At 72.6% G+C, this 22,175-nt stretch carries 14 protein-coding genes; 12 read left to right on the top strand and 2 right to left on the bottom strand.

What is annotated here, in order from left to right; genetic code table 11:
• Positions 1 to 59 precede the first annotated feature (59 nt).
• From OHA17_RS15860 to OHA17_RS15825, 8 genes are all read left to right on the top strand, one after another.
• On the top strand, positions 60 to 2,723 hold the full coding sequence (locus OHA17_RS15860; RefSeq protein ID WP_406507207.1) for a protein kinase: 2,664 nt from the start codon (positions 60 to 62) through the stop codon (positions 2,721 to 2,723).
• A gap of 202 nt (positions 2,724 to 2,925) precedes the next feature.
• A complete protein-coding gene (locus OHA17_RS15855; RefSeq protein WP_406507206.1) occupies positions 2,926 to 4,587 on the top strand; it encodes a serine/threonine-protein kinase in 1,662 nt (553 codons plus the stop codon).
• 199 nt (positions 4,588 to 4,786) lie between these two features.
• Positions 4,787 to 6,304 carry a serine/threonine-protein kinase gene (locus OHA17_RS15850; RefSeq protein WP_406510731.1) on the top strand — a complete coding sequence of 506 codons (1,518 nt, stop codon included), beginning with the start codon at positions 4,787 to 4,789 and terminating at the stop codon, positions 6,302 to 6,304.
• Between the two features lie 90 nt (positions 6,305 to 6,394).
• Positions 6,395 to 8,038 (top strand): serine/threonine-protein kinase, encoded by a 1,644-nt coding sequence (locus OHA17_RS15845; protein ID WP_406507205.1) that lies wholly within the window; start codon positions 6,395 to 6,397, stop codon positions 8,036 to 8,038.
• 136 nt (positions 8,039 to 8,174) lie between these two features.
• On the top strand, positions 8,175 to 9,803 hold the full coding sequence (locus OHA17_RS15840) for a succinic semialdehyde dehydrogenase (RefSeq protein WP_398875646.1): 1,629 nt from the start codon (positions 8,175 to 8,177) through the stop codon (positions 9,801 to 9,803).
• 39 nt (positions 9,804 to 9,842) lie between these two features.
• Entirely contained in the window at positions 9,843 to 11,660 is a 1,818-nt protein-coding gene (locus OHA17_RS15835; protein ID WP_406507204.1) for a GMC oxidoreductase, read from the top strand.
• A gap of 278 nt (positions 11,661 to 11,938) precedes the next feature.
• Positions 11,939 to 13,129: a hypothetical protein gene (locus OHA17_RS15830; protein WP_406507203.1), complete on the top strand. Its 1,191-nt coding sequence runs from the start codon at positions 11,939 to 11,941 to the stop codon at positions 13,127 to 13,129.
• A gap of 71 nt (positions 13,130 to 13,200) precedes the next feature.
• Complete coding sequence (locus OHA17_RS15825) at positions 13,201 to 14,433, top strand: hypothetical protein (RefSeq protein WP_406507202.1); 1,233 nt, start codon at positions 13,201 to 13,203, stop codon at positions 14,431 to 14,433.
• 531 nt (positions 14,434 to 14,964) lie between these two features.
• Here the strand turns inward: OHA17_RS15825 and OHA17_RS15820 are convergent.
• Positions 14,965 to 15,252 (bottom strand): chorismate mutase, encoded by a 288-nt coding sequence (locus OHA17_RS15820; protein ID WP_053730345.1) that lies wholly within the window; start codon positions 15,250 to 15,252, stop codon positions 14,965 to 14,967.
• 315 nt (positions 15,253 to 15,567) lie between these two features.
• Here OHA17_RS15820 and guaA point away from each other — a divergent pair, with 315 nt between their 5' ends.
• The 4 genes from guaA (at position 15,568) to OHA17_RS15800 (ending at position 20,541) form a co-directional block, all read left to right on the top strand.
• Complete coding sequence (guaA, locus tag OHA17_RS15815; protein WP_406507201.1) at positions 15,568 to 17,157, top strand: glutamine-hydrolyzing GMP synthase; 1,590 nt, start codon at positions 15,568 to 15,570, stop codon at positions 17,155 to 17,157.
• Between the two features lie 113 nt (positions 17,158 to 17,270).
• Complete coding sequence (locus OHA17_RS15810; RefSeq protein ID WP_398875641.1) at positions 17,271 to 18,059, top strand: class II aldolase/adducin family protein; 789 nt, start codon at positions 17,271 to 17,273, stop codon at positions 18,057 to 18,059.
• Between the two features lie 121 nt (positions 18,060 to 18,180).
• Positions 18,181 to 19,425, top strand: coding sequence for a hypothetical protein (locus OHA17_RS15805; RefSeq protein WP_406507200.1), 1,245 nt, complete (start codon positions 18,181 to 18,183; stop codon positions 19,423 to 19,425).
• A gap of 597 nt (positions 19,426 to 20,022) precedes the next feature.
• The gene (locus tag OHA17_RS15800; RefSeq protein ID WP_406507199.1) at positions 20,023 to 20,541 is read left to right on the top strand and encodes a DoxX family protein; all 519 of its coding nucleotides are present in this window, start codon (positions 20,023 to 20,025) and stop codon (positions 20,539 to 20,541) included.
• Between the two features lie 156 nt (positions 20,542 to 20,697).
• On the opposite strand, the gene OHA17_RS15795 is transcribed toward OHA17_RS15800, so the two are convergent.
• Complete coding sequence (locus tag OHA17_RS15795; protein WP_406507198.1) at positions 20,698 to 21,990, bottom strand: PspC domain-containing protein; 1,293 nt, start codon at positions 21,988 to 21,990, stop codon at positions 20,698 to 20,700.
• Between the last annotated feature and the right edge of the window lie 185 nt (positions 21,991 to 22,175).

Genomic DNA, 22,175 nt, shown 5'->3' with positions numbered 1-22,175 from the left:
GGGTTGCGGCGGGGCTGAGGTCCGTGGTCCGGGGGAACAGCGCGCTGTGGGGAGGCGTCGTGGACGACTATGCGGGTCGGGTGCTCGCCGACCGCTATCGGCTGCCGCTGCCCCCCGACGACACCTACGACCTCGTCGAGACACGCGCCTTCGACACGTACAGCGGCCAGGAAGTCCTGGTCCGGCAGGTGCCGTTGCCGGAGGTCGTCGACGCAGAGGTGCTCGACGGCGACGACGCGTACGGGACGCCCGACGCCTATATGCGCGGGGGCGAGAGCGGGTACGGCGCCGCACCCGGGTACGGGCGGACCACCCGGCGGCCCGCCGACCCCGCCGTGCGCCGGGCCGTCGAGGCGGCCCAGGCGGCCGCGCAGATCCCCGACCATCCCCGCCTCGACCAGGTCTTCGACGTGTTCGCGCAGGACGGCTCGCTGTGGATCGTCAGCGAACTGGTCGCCGCGCGCCCGCTGTCGGCGCTGCTCGCCGAACGTCCGCTGAACCCTTTCCGCGCGGCCGAGGTCGCCTCCGACGTGCTGACCGCGCTGCGGGTGCTGCACGCGCACGGCTGGACGCACCGCAACATCACCGCCCGTACGGTGCTGATATGCGACGACGGCCGGGTCGTGCTGACCGGCCTCGCGGCGGGCGCCGCCGAGGAGGCGCTGTGCGGGTACGCCCCCGTGCCGCTGCCGCCCGACGGCGACGGGTTCGGCGAAGCACCACCGGCCACGACGTCCCTCGGCCCCGGCGGAGGTCCTCCTGCCGCGCCTCCGGGCGGCCCCGGCGAGACACGGCCACCCGCGCCTTCGGGCGGGCTCGACGAGACCCCGCCGAGCGGCACGTCGCAAGGTGGGCCCGAGCCGCGTCCCGCCGCGCGGGCCGGGGCGATCGCCGCGTACCGCGCGGGCGCAAGGGCAGCGGCAGCGGCACGCACCGGAGCGGACCTTCCCGTGCAGCGCCCCGCCCCGGAAGGCACGCCCCCCTCCGAACAGGCCCGCCAGGCCGGGCTCGAAGGCAGCTGGGCCACCCCGGACACCCCCGGCGACCAGGGCATGTACGACCCCGTACGCGGCGTGCGGGTCCCGAGCGGCACCCCCGCGAGCCCGTACGCCGAGGACCAGGGCCCCGACTCCGGCCGCACCCGCCGCCAGTACGACCCGGTGACCGGACGCTGGGTGCCGCTCCCCACCCCGCGCCAGGCGGCCGAGGCACAGGGGCCCGATGCCCAAAGCCCCAACTCCCGGCGTCCACAAGGGAGTTCAGGCAGTCCGGCCCAGTCGTCGGGCATCCCGGCTCCCGCCCCCAGAACTCCCGCCCTGCCCCCGGGCTTTCGGGCCGATGCCTTCCGCGCCGACTCGCAGCGTCAGCCGCATCCCAGTGCCCCGCTGCCCGTCCCCGTCGTCAAGGAACGCACGCCCACGCCGGGCCGGCGAACCGCCTCGGCCGACGCCCCCTATCGCGGCCCCGCCAACCGGCTCGCCGCCGAGCGGGCCCGGCACACCCGGATGGCCGTCGTGGGGGCGGTCACCGAGCGGTGGGCGCCCGAGCAGGCCGGGCCCGTGCACGAGAACTGGCGGCTCGCCCCGCCGGTCGGCCCCGCCACCGACCTCTGGGCGCTCGGCGCCCTGCTGTTCCGCGCGGTGCAGGGCCACGCCCCCTACCCCGAAGAGAGCGCGGCCGAGCTCGTCCAGATGGTGTGCGGAGAGCCGCCCGCGTTCGCCGAGGAGTGCGGTCCGCTGCGACCCGTCGTCGAATCACTGCTGCGCCAGGACCCCACCGAGCGCCCGGAGTTCGAGGAACTGCGCGGCTGGCTGCGCTCGCTGGTGCGGTCCGCGCCCGAGCCGGACGCGGGCGCCCGCATCGCGCCGCTCATCGTGCCCGACGCCAAGCGGCTCCCGATCCTGCGCCGCCGCGGCGAACTCGTACGGCGCAGACGGCGCGGCGCCGCCCCCGTGCCCGTCGCCCCGCCCGCCGAACACGGCCGCCACCGCCAGGCCGCGCCGCCGCGGAGCGGGAGACCGAGATCGCTCGGCCGGCTGCTGCTCCTGCTCATCCTGGCGCTCCTCGCCGCGGCGATCACGTACGCCGTGCTCTTCATGCCCCGCTCGGGCTCCGCGCGGAACACGGGCAGCGCCACCCCGCCCGGCACCAGCGGGCAGCAGAGCCCCGGTTCGCCGTCCGGCGGCGCCTCCCAGGTGCCCGCGCCCGGCGGCACGCCGCCCTCGCAGCAGACGCAGACCACCGGGCCCGGCGGGACCGGCGCCACCCCGGCCGCCGGTTACGCCGTGCGCGAGGACGCCGAGGGTTTCCAGGTCGGCGTCGACAAGAGCTGGCAGCGGCAGCCGATGAACGATGCCGGGCAAGTCCGTTATGTCGGGGGTGATTTCACGCTGATCGTCGTCCCTGGGCGGGACTCCGTGAAGGACAACGGCTCCGATCCGCTGGCCTACCAGGCCGACAAGGAGCGCGAACTCCAGCCCTTCCGGGACTCCAGCTGGTCCACCTCCGCCGGTCTGCGACGCATCGACGTGGGGCAGCGGTCCATGGCCGAGGGGCAGTTCACCTGGCGCGACAGCAACGGCCGCCAGGTCTACGTGCGCAATCTCGCCATGATCATCAATGGCCGATATCACGTGGTCCAGGTCATCGGTCCGGAGGCGCAGCGTGACAAAGTGACGGAGATCTTCGGGCAGGCCACCGGCGCCTACAAGGCCACTCGCTGACATTCGGTCACGCTGCGCAGTCCCCGAAATCGCCCCGCCCGCACGGGATTCGACGGTTTTGTTCGGCTCGGAACACGGCCGAAAGACCCGATCACCTCGGGACCAACGGTCCGTATGGTCACGGTTGGGTGCCCCGAGGTTCCCTGGCCGGATTCCGCTCCGTAATCTGACCTCGTAGGAAAGGTCTGGGCGGGCGGGGGACGTGGAAAACACTCACAGCACGAACGGCTCCGGCGCGGGGCTGCTGCTCGCCGGGCGCTATCGGCTCGGCGACGCGATAGGCCGCGGCGGCATGGGCAAGGTCTGGCGCGCGCACGACGAGGTCCTGCACCGCACCGTCGCCGTCAAGGAACTCACCGCCGCCCTCTACGTGGCCGAGGCCGACCGGGCGATCCTGCACGCGCGCACCCAGAAGGAAGCCCGCGCCGCCGCCCGCATCACCCACCCCGGCGTGGTCACCGTCCACGACGTCCTCGACCACGACAACCGGCCCTGGATCGTCATGCAGTACGTCGACGGGCCCTCGCTCGCCGACGCCGTCAAGGCCGCCGACGACCACCGCATCGACGCGCGCGAGGCCGCCCGCATCGGACTGCACGTCCTCGGCGCTCTCCGCGCGGCCCACGCGGCCGGCGTCCTGCACCGGGACGTGAAGCCCGGCAATGTGCTGCTCGCCAGCGACGGGCGGGTGCTGCTCACCGACTTCGGCATCGCCGCCATCGAGGGCGACGTCACCATTACCAAGACCGGCGAACTCGTCGGCTCCATCGACTACCTGGCGCCCGAGCGGGTCCAGGGCGCGCACCCGGGCCCCGCCTCCGACCTGTGGTCGCTCGGCGCCACGCTGTACGCCGCCGTGCAGGGCGAGTCGCCGTTCCGCCGGGACTCGCCGATCTCCACCATGCAGGCCGTGGTGGAGGACGAACCCCCGGCGCCCGACCGGGCCGGAGCGCTGGCCCCCGTGATTGTCGCGCTGCTCCGCAAGCAGCCGGAGGAGCGCCCCTCGGTCGAGGAGGCCGAGCGGATGTTCCTCGACGCGATGGAGGGGCGCGCCTCCAAGGCCGCCCAGGCCTATGTGCCGACCCGTCACCTGTCCGAGCGGGAAATGCGCTCGGCCACCACGTCCCGGACCGGGCCCACCGAAGCGAACCCGGCCCCGCGCCCGGCCCCGGCGCGGCCCGCCCCGCAGCCCGCCACCCGGCCCGCGCCGCGCAGGCGGCGCTGGCGGACCGCGGCGCTGGTCGTCGTGCTGGCCGCGGTCGTCGGCGTGGGCACGGCATTCGCCTACATGAAGTACCAGGAGGGCAGGGACGGTTCGGGCGGCGGCAGCTCGCAGACCTCCGGCCCGCCCACCACCACCGACTCCAGCGACAAGCCGGGCGGCGGCGACCAGTCGGTGCCCGCCGGCTGGCAGCGGGTCAAGGACCAGGCCGGCTTCAGCCTGCTCGTGCCCAAGGGCTGGAAGCGGCAGATGGACGGCGCCGAGATCGACTACACCCCGGACAACGGCAAGCACCGCATCCGGATCAGCGTCGACAAGGTGCCCGACTTCGAGAACCCGTACATGCACATGCTCAACATGGAGAAGTCGCTCAAGGACCGGCTGCCCCAGTACAAGCGGGTCACCCTGCACAGCAACACCTACCGGGACCAGGTGAAGTCGTCCCTGTGGGAGTTCACCTACGTGGAGAAGCAGGACTTCCCCGGCAAGCGGCACGCCATCGACCAGATGTACTACGGCGACGGGGGCAAACCCGAGTACGCCATCTACATGTCGGGCCCCGACGAGGACTGGGCGACCACCCGCCAGCAGTTCGACACGGTGCTCCAGGGATGGCAGACCACCTCCTCCAACGGCGGCTGACCGGGCTTTTCCCACCTGCGGCGAACGCCGTCGGAGCCCGCCCGGGGTGCGGCATGATGGGCCCTGCACGCGTGCGGGGAGATCGAGGGGGAACCCGGTGCCCACAGCAGAGCAGGATCCAAAAGAGCCCCAAGACCGTCCCAACTCCCGCCTCGTGGCGGGGCGTTACCGCCTCGGGGGGCGGCTCGGCCGGGGCGGGATGGGCACCGTCTGGCGCGCGCAGGACGAACTGCTCGGCCGCCAGGTCGCCGTCAAGGAACTGCACCCCGAGGGCGGCGCGCCCGCCACCGCCGCGCTGCGCGAGGCCCGCGCGGTCGCCCAGATCAAGCACCCGCACGTGATCGTCGTCCACGACGTCGTCGAGGAGGCCGATCCCGAAGGCGCGGGCGGCCGTTCGTACATCGTGATGGAGCTCGTCGACGGCGGTTCGCTCGCCGACCGGCTCGCCTCCGCCGGGCCCGTCGGGGTCCAGGAGGCGGCGCGCATCGGGGTGGCTCTGCTCGGCGCGCTCGCCACCGCGCACGCCCGGGGCGTGCTGCACCGCGACCTCAAGCCCGCCAACGTCCTCATCGAGGAGGACAGCGGACGCGTCGTGCTCACCGACTTCGGCATCGCGCAGGTGCCGGGCACCTCGACGATCAGTGAGGAGGGCGCGTTCGTCGGCTCGCCCGAATACACCGCGCCGGAGCGGATGCAGGGCGCGAGGGCCGGGCCCGAGTCGGACCTGTGGTCGCTCGGCGCCCTGCTGTGCGCGGCCCTGAGCGGCGAATCCCCCTTCCACCGCGACTCGTTGGGCGGCGTCCTGCACGCCGTCGTCCTCGACGAGATCCGGCCGCCCCGGGCCGCGGGCCCGCTGCTCCCCGTCGTCCACGGCCTCCTGGAACGCGACCCCGCGCACCGGCTCGGCGCGGTGGAGGCGGAGTCGCTCCTTCGCACGTTCGCCGCGACGGGCAGCACCCCAAGACCGCGCTACGTGCCGACCGAGCGCGTCGACCAGCCGGTGCCGCCGGCCCCCGAACTCCCCGCCACCCCCGTGACGTCGCCCTTGCCCGCGGCCCGTCCCTGGCAGGCCCGGAGCGTGCTGGTGGGAGCCGCCCTGGTGATCGTGCTCGCCGGGGCGGGCGCGGCCGTCGCGGTCCTCGCGCTCGGCGATGTGGGAGGGGGCCGCACCTCGGTCGAGCAGTCCGCGCCGAGCACCGGCGCCGCCCCGCCTGACGCCTCCTGGCGGCCGCCCCCGCCTCCTCCGCCGCCCCCGCGGCGGGCCCCGCCGCCGGTGCCCGACGGATTCCGCTTCGTCCGCGACCCGGACGGCTTCGCGCTCGTCCTGCCCGAGGGTTACGTCCGTACCACCGACGAGCAGCGCGTGTTCTACAACTCCCCGGACGGCGCCCTCAGGATCGGCATCCGCACGCAGAACTCGGTGTCCGGCGGGCCGCTCGGCGTCATGAGGCTCGCGGCCGCCAACGGGCCGGCCAGCAACCCCGGTTACCGCGACGGCAAGGTCACCGCGACCACCCACCACGGACGCGACGCGGCGCTGTGGGAGTTCACCTGGAACGGGTTCACCAAGGCCGAGGGCGCCCGGCACACCTACGACGAGTGCTGGGACGACTTCGGGCGGATGTACGACGTGTGGGTGTCGGCGCCGGTCGCCCGGCTCGACGAGGCGAAGCGGGCCTTCGACACCGCGCTCGACTCCTTCGCGCCCGGCCCCTGAGCCGCCCGGCCCCGCCTGCTTCTGTCACGGGTGTGCATCTGCACATGGCCCGATGTAGCACCATGCGGCGCCGTTCGTCAGGATGTGAACATGAGAGACGATGGGGGACGGGCGAACGAGCCCACCAGCTACGGCCTGCGGCCCCCGGAGCCCGCTCCGGTACCGCAGCAGACGGCATACGAGCCGAAGCCGTACGCGCCGACGCAGCAGCAACCGGCCGACGGCGTCGGCGACGGCACGGGGCGGCTGCTCGGCGGCCGCTACCGCTTGGTGGGACGGCTCGGGCACGGCGGCATGGGCACGGTCTGGCGGGCCCGCGACGAGGTCGTCGACCGCGACGTCGCGGTCAAGGAACCCCGGGTGCCCGACCACGTGGGCGAGCGCGAGCGGGCCAACGTCCACTTGCGCATGCAGCGCGAGGCCCGCGCCGCCGCCCGCATCGACCACCCCTCGGTGGTCACCGTGCACGACGTCGTCATGGAGGACGGCAAGCCCTGGATCGTCATGGAGCTGGTGCGCGGCCAGTCGCTCGCCGACCGGCTCCAGGAAGGCACCCTCGACGTGCGTGAGGCCGCCAGGATCGGCCTCGCCGTGCTCGGCGCGCTGTCGGCGGCGCACGAGGCGGGCGTCCTGCACCGCGACGTCAAGCCGGACAACGTGCTGCTCGGGCGCGGTGACCGGGTCGTGCTCACCGACTTCGGCATCGCCCAGGTCGAGGGCGAGCAGGGCCTGACCGAGACCGGCGCGTTCGTCGGCTCGCCCGAATTCATCGCCCCGGAACGGGTCCTCGGCCAGCGCCCCGGCCCCGAGTCCGACCTCTGGTCGCTCGGCGTCGTCCTGTACGCGGCCGTCGAGGGCGTGTCCCCCTACCGCCGCAGCAACACCCCGGCCACCCTCCAGGCGGTGCTCTCCGCCGAACCGCAGGTGCCCGCCCGCGGCTCCGGCGCGTTCGGCACCCTCGTCATGCAGCTCCTGCGCAAGGACCCGGCGGCCAGGCCGAGCGCCGCCGAGATACGCGCGACGCTGGAACCGGCCGCGAACCCGGCCCCGGCCCCGCTCGCGGCGACCCGGCTGTACGCGGGCGACGGGTCACCCACCGGCGGTAGCCGCTGGGTGCCACCGGTGTTCGTCGGCAACCGAGGGGCCCAACTCGGGCTCGGTGGCGGGGTGTTGGTGGCGGCGGGCGCGCTCGTGCTGCTTCTGGCGAATCCGTTCGGCGGCGGCGGGCTGCCCGCGGGCTGGCAGGTGCGGCCCGAGAACGAGGTGCTGCACGCGGACGTCGCGGTCCCCGACGACTACGCGCGCACCCAGGGCACCGACGGCGACAACGTCACCTACAAGGACCCGAGCGCCGTCTTCCAGATCTACGCCGACCGGCTCGACCCGGCCACCGACAAGACCCACAACACGCTGCCCGGCGACCCCGGGGCGTGGAAGACGTACTACGAGAAGGGCGGCAAGAACGGCACCGAGTTCACCGACGGCAAGGTGACCACCACCACCGTCCAGCACCAGGGCGAGCAGGCGTACGACATCGTCACCGATTACACCCCGAACTCGGCCTCCTCCGACCCCGCCCCGACCCGCTACCGCTACCACGAGCTGCTCGTGCCCGGGGAGGGCTCCGCCTACTGGCGGCTGCGGGTGTCGATGCCCGCCGCGGGCAAGGCGGAGCAGGACGGCGAGCGGCTGTTCGCTCAGGTCGCGGACGGGCTGAAGATCCACGACCTGTAGAGCAATTCGGGCCCCGGCGGCCGTAAGTCGCTGATCAGCGGTTATGTGGCCAGTGATCGCTGGCGGGGTTACCCGGGGTCCGAAAACCCGTTACCGACGGGTACCGAAAGTGCCCCGCCAGGCATACGCTCGCCCCATGACGGACTCGCAGGCCTCGCCCACGACCACCCTCAAGCCCGCCGGCACCAACCCGGTCGCCCCGGCCCCAGCAGGCGCGCGCACCGCCGCCGATGTGGTCACGAGCCAGCTGGTCGCCCAGCTCACCCGGGGTGTGGCCGGCTCCGGACGGACCGCCAACCACACCCCGTTCACCGGGGAGAAGCTGGCCGACCTGCCCGAGTCCACGCCCGAGGACGTCGCCGAGGCCTTCGCGCGCGCCCGCACGGCGCAGCGCGCCTGGGCCGCGACGCCGGTCCGCGCCCGCGCCGCCGTACTGCTCCGCTTCCACGACCTGGTGCTCGCCCGCCAGGCCGAGGTGCTCGACCTGATCCAGCTGGAGACCGGCAAGGCCCGCCTCCACGCGCACGAAGAGGTGCAGGCCGTCGCGGTCGCCGCCCGGCACTACGGGCGCAAGGCCCCGGCCTATCTGAAGCCCAAGCGGCACACGGGAGTTGTGCCCACTCTGACCAAGGTCACCGAGCTGCGCCAGCCGCGCGGGGTCGTCGGGCAGATCGCGCCCTGGAACTACCCCCTCGAACTGTCGGTGGGCGACGCGCTGCCCGCGTTCGTCGCTGGCAACGCCGTCGTGATGAAGCCGGACACGGAGACCGCGCTGACCGCCCTGTGGGCGCGCGACCTGCTGATCGAGGCGGGCCTTCCGGCCGAGGTCTTCCAGGTCGTCCTGGGGGACGGGCCGGTCGTCGGCCCCGAGGTCGTCAAGCACGCCGACTACGTCTCCTTCACCGGCTCGACCCGCACCGGCCGCGAGGTCGCCCAGGGCGCCGCGGCCCGACTGGTCGGCGTCTCCCTTGAGTTGGGCGGCAAGAACGCCATGCTCGTGCTGCACGACGCCGACGTGGAGAAGGCCGCCGCAGGCGCCGTCCGCGCCTGCTTCTCCTCCGCCGGACAGCTCTGCATCTCGATCGAGCGACTGTACGTTCACGAATCGATCGCCGACGCCTTCGTCGATCGATTCGCCGCACGTACGAAGGCGATGCGGCTCGGTCGATCACTCGCGTACGGAGCGGACATGGGCTCGCTCGTCGGCGAGCGCCAGTTGGAGACCGTCACCCGGCACGTGGAGGAGGCCGTCGCCAAGGGTGCCAAGCTCGTCGCGGGCGGCGTCGCCCGTCCCGACATCGGCCCGCTCTTCTACGAGCCCACCATCCTGGACGGCGTCGAGGCGCCCATGGCGGTGTGCACCGAGGAGACCTTCGGCCCGGTCGTCTCGATCTACCGCTTCAAGGACGAGGCCGAGGTCATCGAGCAGGCCAACGGCACGCCGTACGGCCTCAACTCCTCGGTGTGGACGAAGGATTCGCGCCGCGGCCACGAGGTGGCGGCGAAGCTGAGCACCGGCACGGTCAACATCAACGAGGGGTACGCGCCCGCGTACGGCAGCGTCCAGTCGCCGATGGGCGGCATGAAGGACTCCGGCCTCGGCCGCCGGCACGGCTCCGAGGGCATCCTCAAGTACACCGAGGCCCAGACCATCGCCCAGCAGCGCATCCTCCCGCTTGCCCCGTCCTTCGGCATGGACGACGAGAAGTACGCGGCCTTCATGAGCCGCAGCCTGAAGGCGATGAAGGCCCTGCGCCTGCGCTAGCCCACCGAGACCAGTCCGCCCCTGTGCACGAGGAGAGCCATGTCCCAGGTACCCCCAGCCCAGAAACCGGACGAGGACGGCGGGGGCGGCCACGACTACGACTACGACGTCGTCGTGATCGGCTCGGGCTTCGGCGGCTCGGTGACGGCGCTGCGGCTCACCGAGAAGGGCTACCGGGTCGGCGTCCTGGAGGCGGGCCGCCGCTTCACGCCGGCCACGCTCCCCAAGAACTCCTGGGACATCAAGAACTACCTGTGGGCGCCGAAGCTCGGCCTGTACGGCATCCAGCGCATCCACCTGCTCGGCAACGTGATGGTGCTCGGCGGCGCCGGGGTCGGCGGCGGCTCCCTCAACTACGCCAACACCCTCTACGTGCCGCCCCAGCAGTTCTTCGACGACCCGCAGTGGAAGGACATCACCGACTGGCGGGACGAGCTGGCGCCGTACTACGACCAGGCGCGGCGCATGCTCGGGGTGCGGCTCAACCCGACGATGACGCCCTCCGACGTCCACCTCAAGGCGGCGGCCCAGCGCATGGGCGTCGGCGACACCTTCCACATGGCGCCCGTCGGCGTCTTCTTCGGCGACGGCCAGGACGCCGACGGTATGTCAAAGACCAATCCCGGAACGGCAGTTGACGACCCGTACTTCGGCGGGGCCGGTCCGTCCCGCAAGGCGTGCACCGAGTGCGGCGAGTGCATGACGGGCTGTCGGCACGGCGCCAAGAACACCCTCAACGAGAACTACCTCTACCTCGCCGAGAAGGCAGGCGCGGTCGTCCACCCCATGACGACCGTCGTCTCGGTGACCGGCGATTCGCGCGGCGGCCACGCCGTCGCCACCCTGCCGACCGACCGCAAGAACTCCGCGGGCCGGCTCTTCACCGCCCGCCGTGTCGTCATCGCGGCCGGCACCTACGGCACCCAGACCCTGCTGCACCGCATGAAGGCGGGCGGCCAACTCCCGTACATATCCAAGAAGTTGGGCGAACTGACCCGGACCAACTCCGAGGCGCTCGTCGGCGCGCAGACCACAAGCCGGCGCTACCGCAGGCAGCACGGCGCGCCCAGGGTCGACTTCACGCGGGGCGTCGCGATTACCTCCTCGATCCACCCGGACGAGAACACCCACATCGAGCCCGTCCGCTACGGCAAGGGCTCGAACGCGATGGGCAGCATGTCGATCCTCCAGGTGCCGTACGGGGTCAACCGGGTGCGCAACTGGCTCGGCAACGCGGCGAAGCACCCGCTGCTCCTCGCACGTTCGATCAGCAACCACCGCTGGTCCGAGCGAACGATCATCGGCCTGGTCATGCAGTCACTCGACAATTCGCTCACCACCCATCTCAAGCCGGACGGCGTCGGCAAGGGTCTGCTGACCGCGGAGCAGGGCCACGGCGCGCCCAACCCCAAGCAGATCCGGGCGGCCACCGAGGGCGCGACGGCGATCGCCGCGGAGATCAACGGCTTCGCGGGCTCGAACGTCGGCGAGCTCATGGGCACCCCGCTCACCGCGCACTTCCTGGGCGGCTGCCCGATCGGCGACTCGGCCGAGACCGGCGTGATCGACCCGTACCACCGGCTGTACGGGCACCCCGGCATCTCGGTCGTCGACGGCGCGGCCGTCTCGGCGAACCTCGGCGTGAACCCGTCCCTGACGATCACCGCACAGGCCGAGCGCGCGATGTCGCTCTGGCCGAACAAGGGCGAGGAGGACCCGCGTCCCGCGCAGGGCGCGGCCTACGTCCGGCTCGCCCCCGTCGAGCCGAAGTCCCCGGCGGTCCCGGCGGAGGCGTTCGGCGCCCTGAAGCTGCCGTTCCTGGGGATGCCGGCGGTCCCGCCGAAGTCGGACGGATAGCGCCGCACACGCCAAGAGGCGCTGCACCCCCCTCCGAGTGCAGCGCCTCTTGCGTATGCGGAGACCTGGTGGAGCCCCGCCGGCGTGAACAGAACACGGGCGAGGCTGTTGGTTCCGCATGCATGACCTGTGACTCCTGTGAATGGTTGTCCTGCCTTCACGAAATCCTTATGTGATCCACGCCACCCCTCCCCGGCGGCAACCATCGCGCGGCTCCGCATGTCGAACCGCTGCCGCGGCGTGTGCCGCACAGGACATGTCAAGAGGGGTCACCAGAAGTGAGCGAGAAGCCGCCGGTCTCGAAGGGGTCGTCGGGCGACGATTCGCTGCCGGACGAGATCTGGGAGCAGTTCGTCCGCGACACCGAGCGGGACATCAGGAAGTCCGCGCCCAAGGAGCCCTCGGCGCGGGCCCGGATGGTGACCGAGCGGCTGCGCAAGGAGCAGGAGGCCGCCGAGGGCCAGGCCCGCGGACGCAAGGGCAAGAAGCGCCCCGCCGAACCGGAGGGCTGGCGCACCGGGCCCGCCTGGCAGGAGATGAACGGGCGGGCCGGGCGCAGGCGCCGCATGTGGGGCGTGCTCGGCGTCTTCGCCGCCGCGGGCGTCCTCCTCGTCGCGCTGAACCCGTCCCGCGCGCTGTCCCTGGTGACCGGCGGCGACAGCTCCGACAGCACGGCGACGGCCCAGCTCCCGCCGGAGACCGCGGCGCCCACGGCCGCCCCGTCCTTCTCCGACCCGGACCACCCCACCCTGAAGGAGCCGTTCCGCGGCTCGCCCGCCGTGCAGTACGCGGACGGCGCCGCCGGCATCGAGCTGCCCGAGGCCACCGCTCTGGGCGGGCTCTCCAAGGAGCAGGTGGCCGTGGCCCTGACCCGCACCGGCGACCTCCTGATCGACGCCGACCTGAACCCGGCGACCCTGCGCGGCGACCGCCCCGAGGCAGCCCTCGCGCTCATCGACCCGCTGCAGAAGGACGTCCTCGGCCGCTTCACCACCGCCCTGGCCAAGCCGGACAAGGAGCACGACCCGCTGAACTTCTTCAGCCGGTTCGACCCCAAGAAGGTCAGGCTCGTCGGGGACGTGGTCAAGACCCGCGGCCGGATGACGTTCAGCAAGGACGCCCGGAGCGGGGTCGTCGTGCACGCCGACTACACGTTCGTCTACCCGCTGGTGAAGGCGGCGCCGGGCTCGGACGAGGTGGCCCGCACGATCGTGCGGCGGATCCTCGACGTCCAGGTCTCCGACCCGTCCGTCATGCGGTCCACCGCCGGAAAGCTCTGGATCGTCAACTACGACGACGACATCGCCAACTCGCAGTGCTCGCTCTACGACGGCTATCTGCACCCCGAGTTCGCCGACGAGACCCCCTCGGGTCCCTCTCCGAGCGGCTCCGCCGTCGACCCGTACGACCGCAGCAGGGAGCTGAAGCAGGACCGCCCGGAGGGCTGCGGCCTGGTCAGCCGCACGTGACCCTCTCGCTCCCGGCCCCTTCGCGCTGAACCTCATGGTCCTGAACTCCCTTGCAGACATAGAGAGTTGACATGAGAACCCGTACCGTGGTGGCCGATGTCGCGGCGGCGTCAGGAGCGCTGCTCCTGACCGCCTGCGGCCCGTCCGCCCCGGCCGCGAAACCGGCGGCACCCAGCGTCTCGCCCACCCACCCGGTCTTCTCCAAGCCCCTGGACGCCCGCCCGTACGCGGCGCTGGGCCAGACCAAGGCGGCGAAGAACGCGACGTTCACCCAGGCCGTCACCTTCTCGGCGAAGGGCGCGGACGCGGTCCTGAAAACCACCGGCAAACTGGACTTCGCGGGCGGCCGCGCGGACGGTTCGCTGGGCTGGAGCGTGGGGGAGGGGTTCCCGGAGGGGGCGGCGAAGGCGCTGGGCAATGTCGACTCCCACCGTCGCAAGACCGACCAGGCGGCCCGGCTGGTCATCGACCCTCAGAACGTCAACTATCACTCGGCCACGGCGGATTACTGGCTGCGGTACGACGCGGCGGACACCTTCGAGCTCGACCCGACCGAGAACACCGCCAACACGATCAAGACGCGGCGAGGCAGCGAGGTGGCCTTCGGCGGCACGCTGCTCGAAGTCGTCTCCAACGTGAAGGAGGTCAAGGAGGAGGTGCTGCCCGACGGCGGTCGCCGCTACCGCACCGGCCTCGAAGCGCGAGCGGCGTACGGGCTGCTACACAGCACCGTCATCGAGGACGGGCTCAGCGGAACCAATCCGAGGACCCGGCTCCCGATGACGGTGACCACGGACGCCGCCGGTCGGCTCGCCGCCGCGGAGACTGACCTGTCGCCCCTGCTGAGCAAGGACACCGACAGCGTGCTCGCCGGTGTGAGCGGGCTCAAGGTGAAGCTCGCGCTCGACGGCTACGGCACCTCGGCGCCGTCGGCCGTACCGTCCGCCGACAAGGTTCTGCCCGCAGGGGGATCGGTCGTGCCGCTGAAGGGCACCAAGACGGGTGACTGTGTCGACTTCGGTACCGGCATGCCCAGTTGGGGTTATGTGGTCAAGATGGACTGCGGGCACCCTCGCGACGGGCGCGTCTTCGCCCATACCGAGCTGACGGGTAACGCGTACCCCGGTGACAAGAACCTCAAGGCGCAGATGGGCGACAGCTGCTCGGCCCCGTACCGGGCCATGCGGTCCGCATGGCGCTCGGAAGGTGTCGAGGAGCGCAGGTACTGGTTTGAGTGGCCGCCGGAGGGGGACTGGAACAGGCCCTCGAATCGCATCGGCACCTGCTACATCCTCACCCGCTGACCGAACGAAGGCCGACCGGACGAAGGGCCCCGCCGGCCGCCACGTACAGCCGATGCGTACGTGATGACCGGCGGGGCCCTGGGCCGTCAGCACCGACGTCAGGGCAGCGTCGGTGCCGCAGGGCGGCGCCGGGGGGTGCGCCGCTGGTCCGGGTGCGACAGGGTGGCCGACCCGGCGCGTGCGGGGCGCGCGTGGTGTCGGGCCAGTGGCAACGGTGGTGCGGGGTGAGGGACTTGCTCTTTGCGCCGTACTGGACGGGCCGCGCCCGGCGCGACCGTTTCGACCCGGGATGCGGCCGGCCCCGGGCGTCCCCGGAACCGGCCGCCCCTATGGGGTGACCGGGCCGCTGTCCCCTGCCGTCCGGTCACGCACACTGGAGCGAGGTCCCACGACGCACTTGCAGGTGCGTCACACGCCCCAGCGGAGCCACGCGTGGTTTTTTCGGGCCCGCCCCTGGCTGGCACGGACACCCCACCAACGAAGCCGGGCCGGGGACGGTCACGGCGCCGTACGGGTGAGGAGCGACCGAACTCAGATGCGGCCCCGGCAGAGCTCCAGCATCGTCATCGCGAGCGCGGTACCGGGCTTGCCCAGGGCGTCGCGGAACCGGGCCAGGACCTCCATCTCCCGGTTCAGGTTGACCCGGCGGCCGCCGGAGGCGATGCGGGACTCCTGGATGACGGCCGAGACGGCCATGCGTTCCTGGACGAGGCCGATGATGTGGTCGTCCAGCGCGTCGATGCGCTCGCGCGCGCCGGTGATCACGGCGGCGGCCTCGTCGGTGCGGGCGCCGGTCTTCTCGGTGACGGACGTGTTCATGGGGGCTCCTCGGAATTCGGTGCGGCGCCCCGGATCGGCAAGGACCGGAAACCACTGAGCGCCCCGGGCCTTGTCGGCCCGGGGCGCTCAGTGGAAGTTCGCTTGTCAGTTGCTCAAGCAGCACGACCTGTGGCGTCCGGCGGGCCGGGTGCCATAGGTAAAGACGAAGGTCTGGTGCTTGCGCATGGGCCCAGTATGGACCGACGCCCGGGAGGCGGGCCAATCCGGGTTCGGATGGTGAGACGAACCCGGACCCGTGCGCCCCGGTAGAATCGACAAAACCGACCCCCTCCCACCGCCGGAAGGCCGCCACCCGTGCCAGCAGCACCCTCCGCAGCCGCGCCCGACAGCAACCCGGACGTCGTCCTGGTTGTCGACTTCGGCGCGCAGTACGCCCAGCTCATCGCCCGCCGCGTCCGCGAGGCCCGGGTCTACAGCGAGATCGTCCCGAGCAGCATGCCCGTGGCCGAGATGCTGGCCAAGAACCCCAAGGCGATCATCCTCTCCGGCGGCCCGTCCTCCGTGTACGCCGAGGGGGCCCCGCGCCTGGACCGCGCGATCTTCGAGGCCGGGGTGCCGGTCTTCGGCATGTGCTACGGCTTCCAGCTGATGGCGACGACGCTGGGCGGCACGGTCGACGACAACGGCGCCCGCGAGTACGGCCGCACCCCGCTGACCGTCTCCAAGCTCGGCTCCACCCTCTTCGAGGGCACCCCGGCCGAGCAGTCGGTGTGGATGTCGCACGGCGACGCCTGCTCGGCGGCCCCCGAGGGCTTCACGGTGACGGCCTCCACCGACGTCGTCCCGGTCGCCGCCTTCGAGAACGACGAGAAGAAGCTGTACGGCGTCCAGTACCACCCCGAGGTGCTGCACTCCACGCACGGCCAGCAGATCCTGGAGCACTTCCTCTACCGCGGCGCGGGCATCGAGCCGACCTGGACGACGCACAACGTCGTCGAGGAGCAGGTCGGCCTCATCCGCGAGCAGGTCGGCACCAAGCGCGCGATCTGCGGCCTGTCCGGCGGCGTGGACTCCGCGGTCGCCGCGGCCCTCGTACAGAAGGCCATCGGCTCGCAGCTGACCTGCGTGTACGTCGACCACGGCCTGATGCGCAAGGGCGAGACCGAGCAGGTCGAGAAGGACTTCGTGGCCGCCACCGGCGTCCAGCTGAAGGTCGTCGACGCGCAGGAGCGCTTCCTCACCGCGCTCGCCGGGGTCTCCGACCCGGAGACCAAGCGGAAGATCATCGGCCGCGAGTTCATCCGCGTCTTCGAGCAGGCGCAGCTGGAGATCCTCCAGGAGGACGGCCCCGAGGTCGCCTTCCTGGTGCAGGGCACGCTGTACCCGGACGTCGTGGAGTCCGGCGGCGGCACCGGCACCGCGAACATCAAGTCGCACCACAACGTGGGCGGCCTGCCCGACGACATCGAGTTCGAGCTCGTCGAGCCGCTGCGCAAGCTGTTCAAGGACGAGGTCCGCATGGTCGGCCAGGAGCTCGGCCTGCCGGACGAGATCGTCCAGCGCCAGCCGTTCCCCGGCCCCGGCCTCGGCATCCGCATCGTCGGCGAGGTCACCAAGGACCGCCTCGACCTGCTGCGCGAGGCCGACGCGATCGCCCGCGAGGAGCTGACCGCGGCGGGCCTCGACCGCGAGATCTGGCAGTGCCCGGTGGTCCTGCTCGCGGACGTCCGCAGCGTCGGCGTCCAGGGCGACGGCCGCACCTACGGCCACCCGATCGTGCTGCGCCCGGTCTCCTCCGAGGACGCCATGACGGCGGACTGGACGCGGATGCCGTACGACGTGCTCGCGAAGATCTCCACCCGCATCACCAACGAGGTCGCCGACGTCAACCGCGTCGTCCTCGACGTGACGAGCAAGCCCCCGGGCACCATCGAGTGGGAGTAGCCCCCACGGCTGTACGGACGGCGTCGCCCCTCGCGGGGGCGGCGCCGTCGTCGTTGTGGGCGGACTCCCGCACGACTCTGTTCACCTGCGGTAACGCGAGGTAGCTTCCGGCCATGACTGAGATGCCCGAGCCGATACCGGTGGACCAGCTGCGGTTCGATCTGCCGCCCGTGCACGAAAGCCCCGCCGAGGAGCGGCAGCACCGCAAGGAGCGGCTCGCGGGCGCGCTGAGACTCTTCGCCCGGTTCGGGTACGAGGAAGGCGTGTCGGGCCATGTCACCGCGCGGGACCCGGAGTTGGCGGACTGCTACTGGGTGAACCCGTTCGGGGTGCCGTTCGCGCACGTCACGGCGGGCGAGCTGGTCCTGGTCAACGGGGACGGGCAGGTCGTCCAGGGCGGCCACCACGTCAACCAGGCCGCGTTCACCGTGCACGCCGAGGTGCACCGGGCCCGCCCCGACGCGGTCGCCGTCGTCCACACGCACTCGACGTACGGGCGGGCGCTCGCGGCCCTGGGCGAGTTCGTCGAGCCGTACACGCAGGAAGCCTGCGCCTTTTTCGAGGATCACGCCGTGTACGACGCCTACACCGGGGTGGTCGTGGACGCCGAGGAGGGCCGGCGGATCGCGGCGGCGCTCGCCTCGTACAAGGCGGTCGTCCTGCGCAACCACGGGCTGCTCACCGTGGGGGACTCGGTGGACGCGGCGGCCTGGTGGTTCATCTCGATGGAGCGCTGCGCGCGGGTGCAGCTCGCGGCGCGGGCGGCCGGCAAGCCCGTACTCATCGACCGGCGGGACGCGGTGGCGACCCGGGATCAGCTCGGCAGTGATCTCGTGGCGTGGATCAACTACCAGCCGCTGTGGCGGCAGGTCAGCCGCGCGGAGCCCGAACTCCTGTCGTAGTACGTCAATTTGATGGTGCGTCAATCACCCGCCCGGCCAGGCAGCGCCGACCGCCGGGCGGTTTTGGTGCGCGACAATTCCCTGACGGTTCAAGGGGTTTGGCGCACGGACGGAGTTCCCGGTGGCAGTGCAGGAGGCTCGGCAATGCGGCGGTGACTGCGCGCACGGTGCGCGGGACGGGCACCGCCGTGCGGTGGCGGCGTTCCTCGCCAAGCGGGACGGGCTCGCCGCGGGCGAGGGGCTGCCCGCGGCCCTCGCCCACTCCGCCGTGGCGTCCCGCCAGTGGGTCTCGGACGAGCTGACCCAATCCGCGCGGGTGGTCGCCGAACGCGGCCGGGAGGCGGGCCGCACCTGGCCCGAACGGGTCTGGCGCGGCACGCTGGCGACGGTGTGGGGCGGGGTCTTCGCCCTCTCCCTCGCCGAGGCGGCCACCGCCATCGGTGCGGGCTGGACGGCGGCCCGCACCGCCGGGCTCCTCTCCGCGCTGACGGCTGCCGCCCTGCTGACGGCGACGGCGTACTTCCACCGCTCGCGCGGCGGCCTCCTGGCGCCCGTACTCGGCGAGGACAACCGCCTCTCCACCTCGCGGGCGGTCGCGGCGGCCTGGGTCCTGTTCGCGGCCTTCGCGGCACTGTTCCTCGCGCTGCGGCTGGCCGCGGCGGCCGACCCGGCCAAGCGCGAGACGGTCTTACGCGGTCTCGAACTGGCCCGCTGCGGCGCCCTGTTGGCGGTCGTGTTCTGTGTGTCATTGATCGCGGTGGTGGTCCGCCGGGTCGTGACGGTACGCATCCACGGGCAGCGGTTGCAGAAGGTGCGGGCCGACCGGCCGCGCGGGGCCGACCTGCTCGCCGACGACGCGGGGCGGGGCAGTTTCGCGGACGCGCAGTACGTGGTGGTGACGCTGGTCGGGGTGCTGTTCGCGGCGGTACGCCTCGCCCGCCGCCCGGACCGGCTCCCGGACCTGCCATGGGGTCTTGCGGTCCTGGTGCTGATCTCCGCGGTGACGTACTTCGCGGGGAAGTACGCGGAGGGGGGCCGTCCGGTGGTGCTCTCCGTCGTACGGGCCCGGGAGGCGGGGGACCTGGACGCGCCGATCCGTACCGGGGAGGACATCGAGATCCGCGGGGCGGGCTTCGTGCCGCCGGGCGCGGGCACGCCGGACCGGCTGGCCCGCATGGTGGTCCGCATCGGCGCGGTCCACGTCCACGTCCCCCTGATCCCCGTCCCGGGCGGCTTCGCGAACCCGACGGACGGGGTGCTGACGGTGCCGGTGCCGGTGGACGTGGAGGCCGGGCGGGTGGAGGTCCGAGTGGTGACGGCGGCGGGGGTGGAGACGAACGGGGTGCACGTGGAAGTGGCCGAGTAGGGGGGTCTGCCCACCCGCCCACCCGTTGCCCCGCGTTGAGACGCGGAGCCCCTGGGGTTCCGCCCCAGACCCCGGTGGCCCCTCCCCGCCCCTTCCCGCTGCAACACTCTGCGGCTCCGCCGCGTGGCCTCCGGGGGTGGGTGGGAGCGGCTGCGGCTGGTGGTGGATCGGGTGCGGGCTGTGCCTGGCTGGTCGCGCAGTTCCCCGCGCCCCTGACCCGCTTTCGTCCGCGGACCGTACGTGGTGCTCGCGCAGTTCCCCGCGCCCCTAGCGGGATCTGTGCTGGCCCGTGCCGGTATCTTCAGCCCGTCATGGGGGTCCCCCCTGGCCCTTAAGGCCTTGGGGGAGATTGAGGACGAGCGCCGTTCAGGCGCGAACGGGGGCTTCCGGGGGCGGAGCCCCCGGAAGCCGGTGCAGGGGACGGAGTCCCTGCAGGGGGGCTGGGGCGCAGCCCCAGGAGCCGAACCATCCAACCCCTTGCACGTGCGGGTGGGTGGGCCAGCGCCGCTCGGTTCCCACCGGGGTGGGAATGAGACACCCGTTCCCCTCGTCCGTATCGTCTGGTGACAGGCGAATTGGATGGAGGCGGGATCAGCCATGGCACATGGACATGCGACCAGGGTGGGGACCGGGGCGGACCGGGCCCGGGGCTGGCAGGCCACGGCCCGCACGTACGCGCTGCTGCCGCTGCGGATCTTCCTCGGCGTGACCTTCATCTACGCCGGCCTCGACAAGCTCACGGACAGCGCGTTCTTCCACGCGACCGGCACCGGGTCCATCGGCGAGCTGATGCGCGGCGTGCGGGACAGCTCCGCGGTCCCCGCCCTCGTGGACCTCGCCCTGAAGAGCCCCGCGGGGTTCGGGTACGCCATCGCGTTCGGCGAGCTGGCCGTCGGCATCGGCACGCTGCTCGGCCTGTTCGGGCGGCTCGCCGCACTGGGCGGCGCGCTCATCTCGCTCTCCCTGTGGCTCACGGTGAGCTGGCAGACCAACCCGTACTACTACGGCAACGACCTGGCCTACTTGATGGCCTGGCTGCCGCTCGTACTGGCCGGGACGCCGTTGCTGTCCGCCGACGCGCTCCTCGCCAGCCGGCGTCGCTTGCGTACCCCGTAGTCGATCCAGCTCACGAGCGAGGCGATTCCGAGGCCGCCGCAGACCAGCGGGATCGCCACAGGTGAGGGGGTGTTCCACTGTCCGGCCGCGTCCCCCGCGAACAGGACGGCCGTGGCGGCCAGCGCGAGCCCGGCGATGAGCCGGCCCGGGCGGAACTCATGACGCAGCACGGTCCACCTCCGCCTGGCCGACGCCGACCTTGAGATGGAGTTCGAGCGTCCCGGCCGGCTTGGCACCGGCGGGCGGAGTCAGGGTCGCGGTCCGCTTCTGGCCCGGTGTGACCTGGATGTCGTCCGGTTTCTCGCCGGGCAGCCGGATGTCGCCGAGGCCCATGTCGAAGGTCACCTTCACTGTCACGTCCTTCGGTACGACGACCCTCGCCCTGCCCGCGCCGACCTCCGCGCTCGTCGTCACGGTCTGTCCCCGCGGCACGGCGAGCCGGCTCAGGTCGAGGGTGCCGACGCCGGTGCCGAGGTGGTAGGCCGGCCGTACGTCGCTGATCGCGGCGGGCGTCCAGTTCGTCCGGGTCCAGTGCGAGTCGATCGACTTGGGCAGCGCCGCGGACCCGGCGAGCAGGGCCGCCGTGAGCACCGCGAGGAACACCGTGCCGAACCCCGTACGGCCCAGGAACGAGCTCAGCATCAGGCCGAGCGCGAACACCCCGAGCGCGGCCGCGAACCCGATCTGCAGGCCGGTGCCGAGCGGCTGGTGGTCCCAGGAGCCGCCGAGCCCGGCGCCGAAGGCGAGCAGCGCCGTGAGGAAGATCAGGCCGCCGATGGGGCGCGGCCCCCGGCTCGCCCGTACCGCGGCGTTCGCGGCCTTGCGGGTCGCCTTGGAGACCGGGGGCGCGTCCGCGTCCGCGGGACCCCACAGATAGCCGCCCGGGACCGGGCCCGTGGTGCCGTCCTTGACGATCGGGTCCCGCCACCAGGACGGCGGGGACGGCGCGGGCGGCGCCTTCGTCTCGGGCGGCGCGTCCGCGACGGCCTGGGCCGCCACCGGGTCGAGCGGGCTGTCCGCGGGCGTGGTGGAGCGCCGCTGCGACCAGACGGCGGCGCCCGCGAGGAGCAGCGCGAGCAGCACGGCGAACGTCATCACCGAGCCGTTCCTCAGCATGGTGAGGAAGATTCCGCAGCCCGCCAGGGCCATCAGCACGGCTACCAGCGCCGCGCCTTCGACCCGGCCCGTGAGCAGCCGGCGGGCCTCGTTCTCGTCCTCGCCCTCCAACGGCACGATCAGCCAGGCGAACCCGTAGAAGACCAGGCCGAGGCCGCCGGTCACGGACAGCACGCCGAGCGCGATCCGGAAGATCACCGGGTCGAGGTCGCAGTACCGGCCGAGGCCTCCGCAGACTCCGCCGATGACCTTGTTGCGGCTGCTGCGGCGCAGCAGCGGGGCCTCGGGGGCCGGATCGGGCGGCGCTTGGGGCGTCTCGGTCGGCGTGCTCATACGTACATGGTGACGGGCTCGCGCGGCACACGGCACCCGCCCCGACCCTGGCCTCACCCTGATTTCATCCCTGAAGGGCCAAGATCAGCACCCCCTGCGGGGGAGGTGGCCTCCCCCACGCGAGGGGGTTGTCCTCAGGGAAGCCTGGGGGCCAACCCTGATGCCCGGGGGCCCCTGGCCGTGTG

It is taken from the genome of Streptomyces sp. NBC_00212, from assembly GCF_045206365.1.
Classification (GTDB): domain Bacteria; phylum Actinomycetota; class Actinomycetes; order Streptomycetales; family Streptomycetaceae; genus Streptomyces.
Note: the sequence above shows the minus strand (reverse complement) of the source record. Positions and strands in the feature narration are given on the sequence as shown.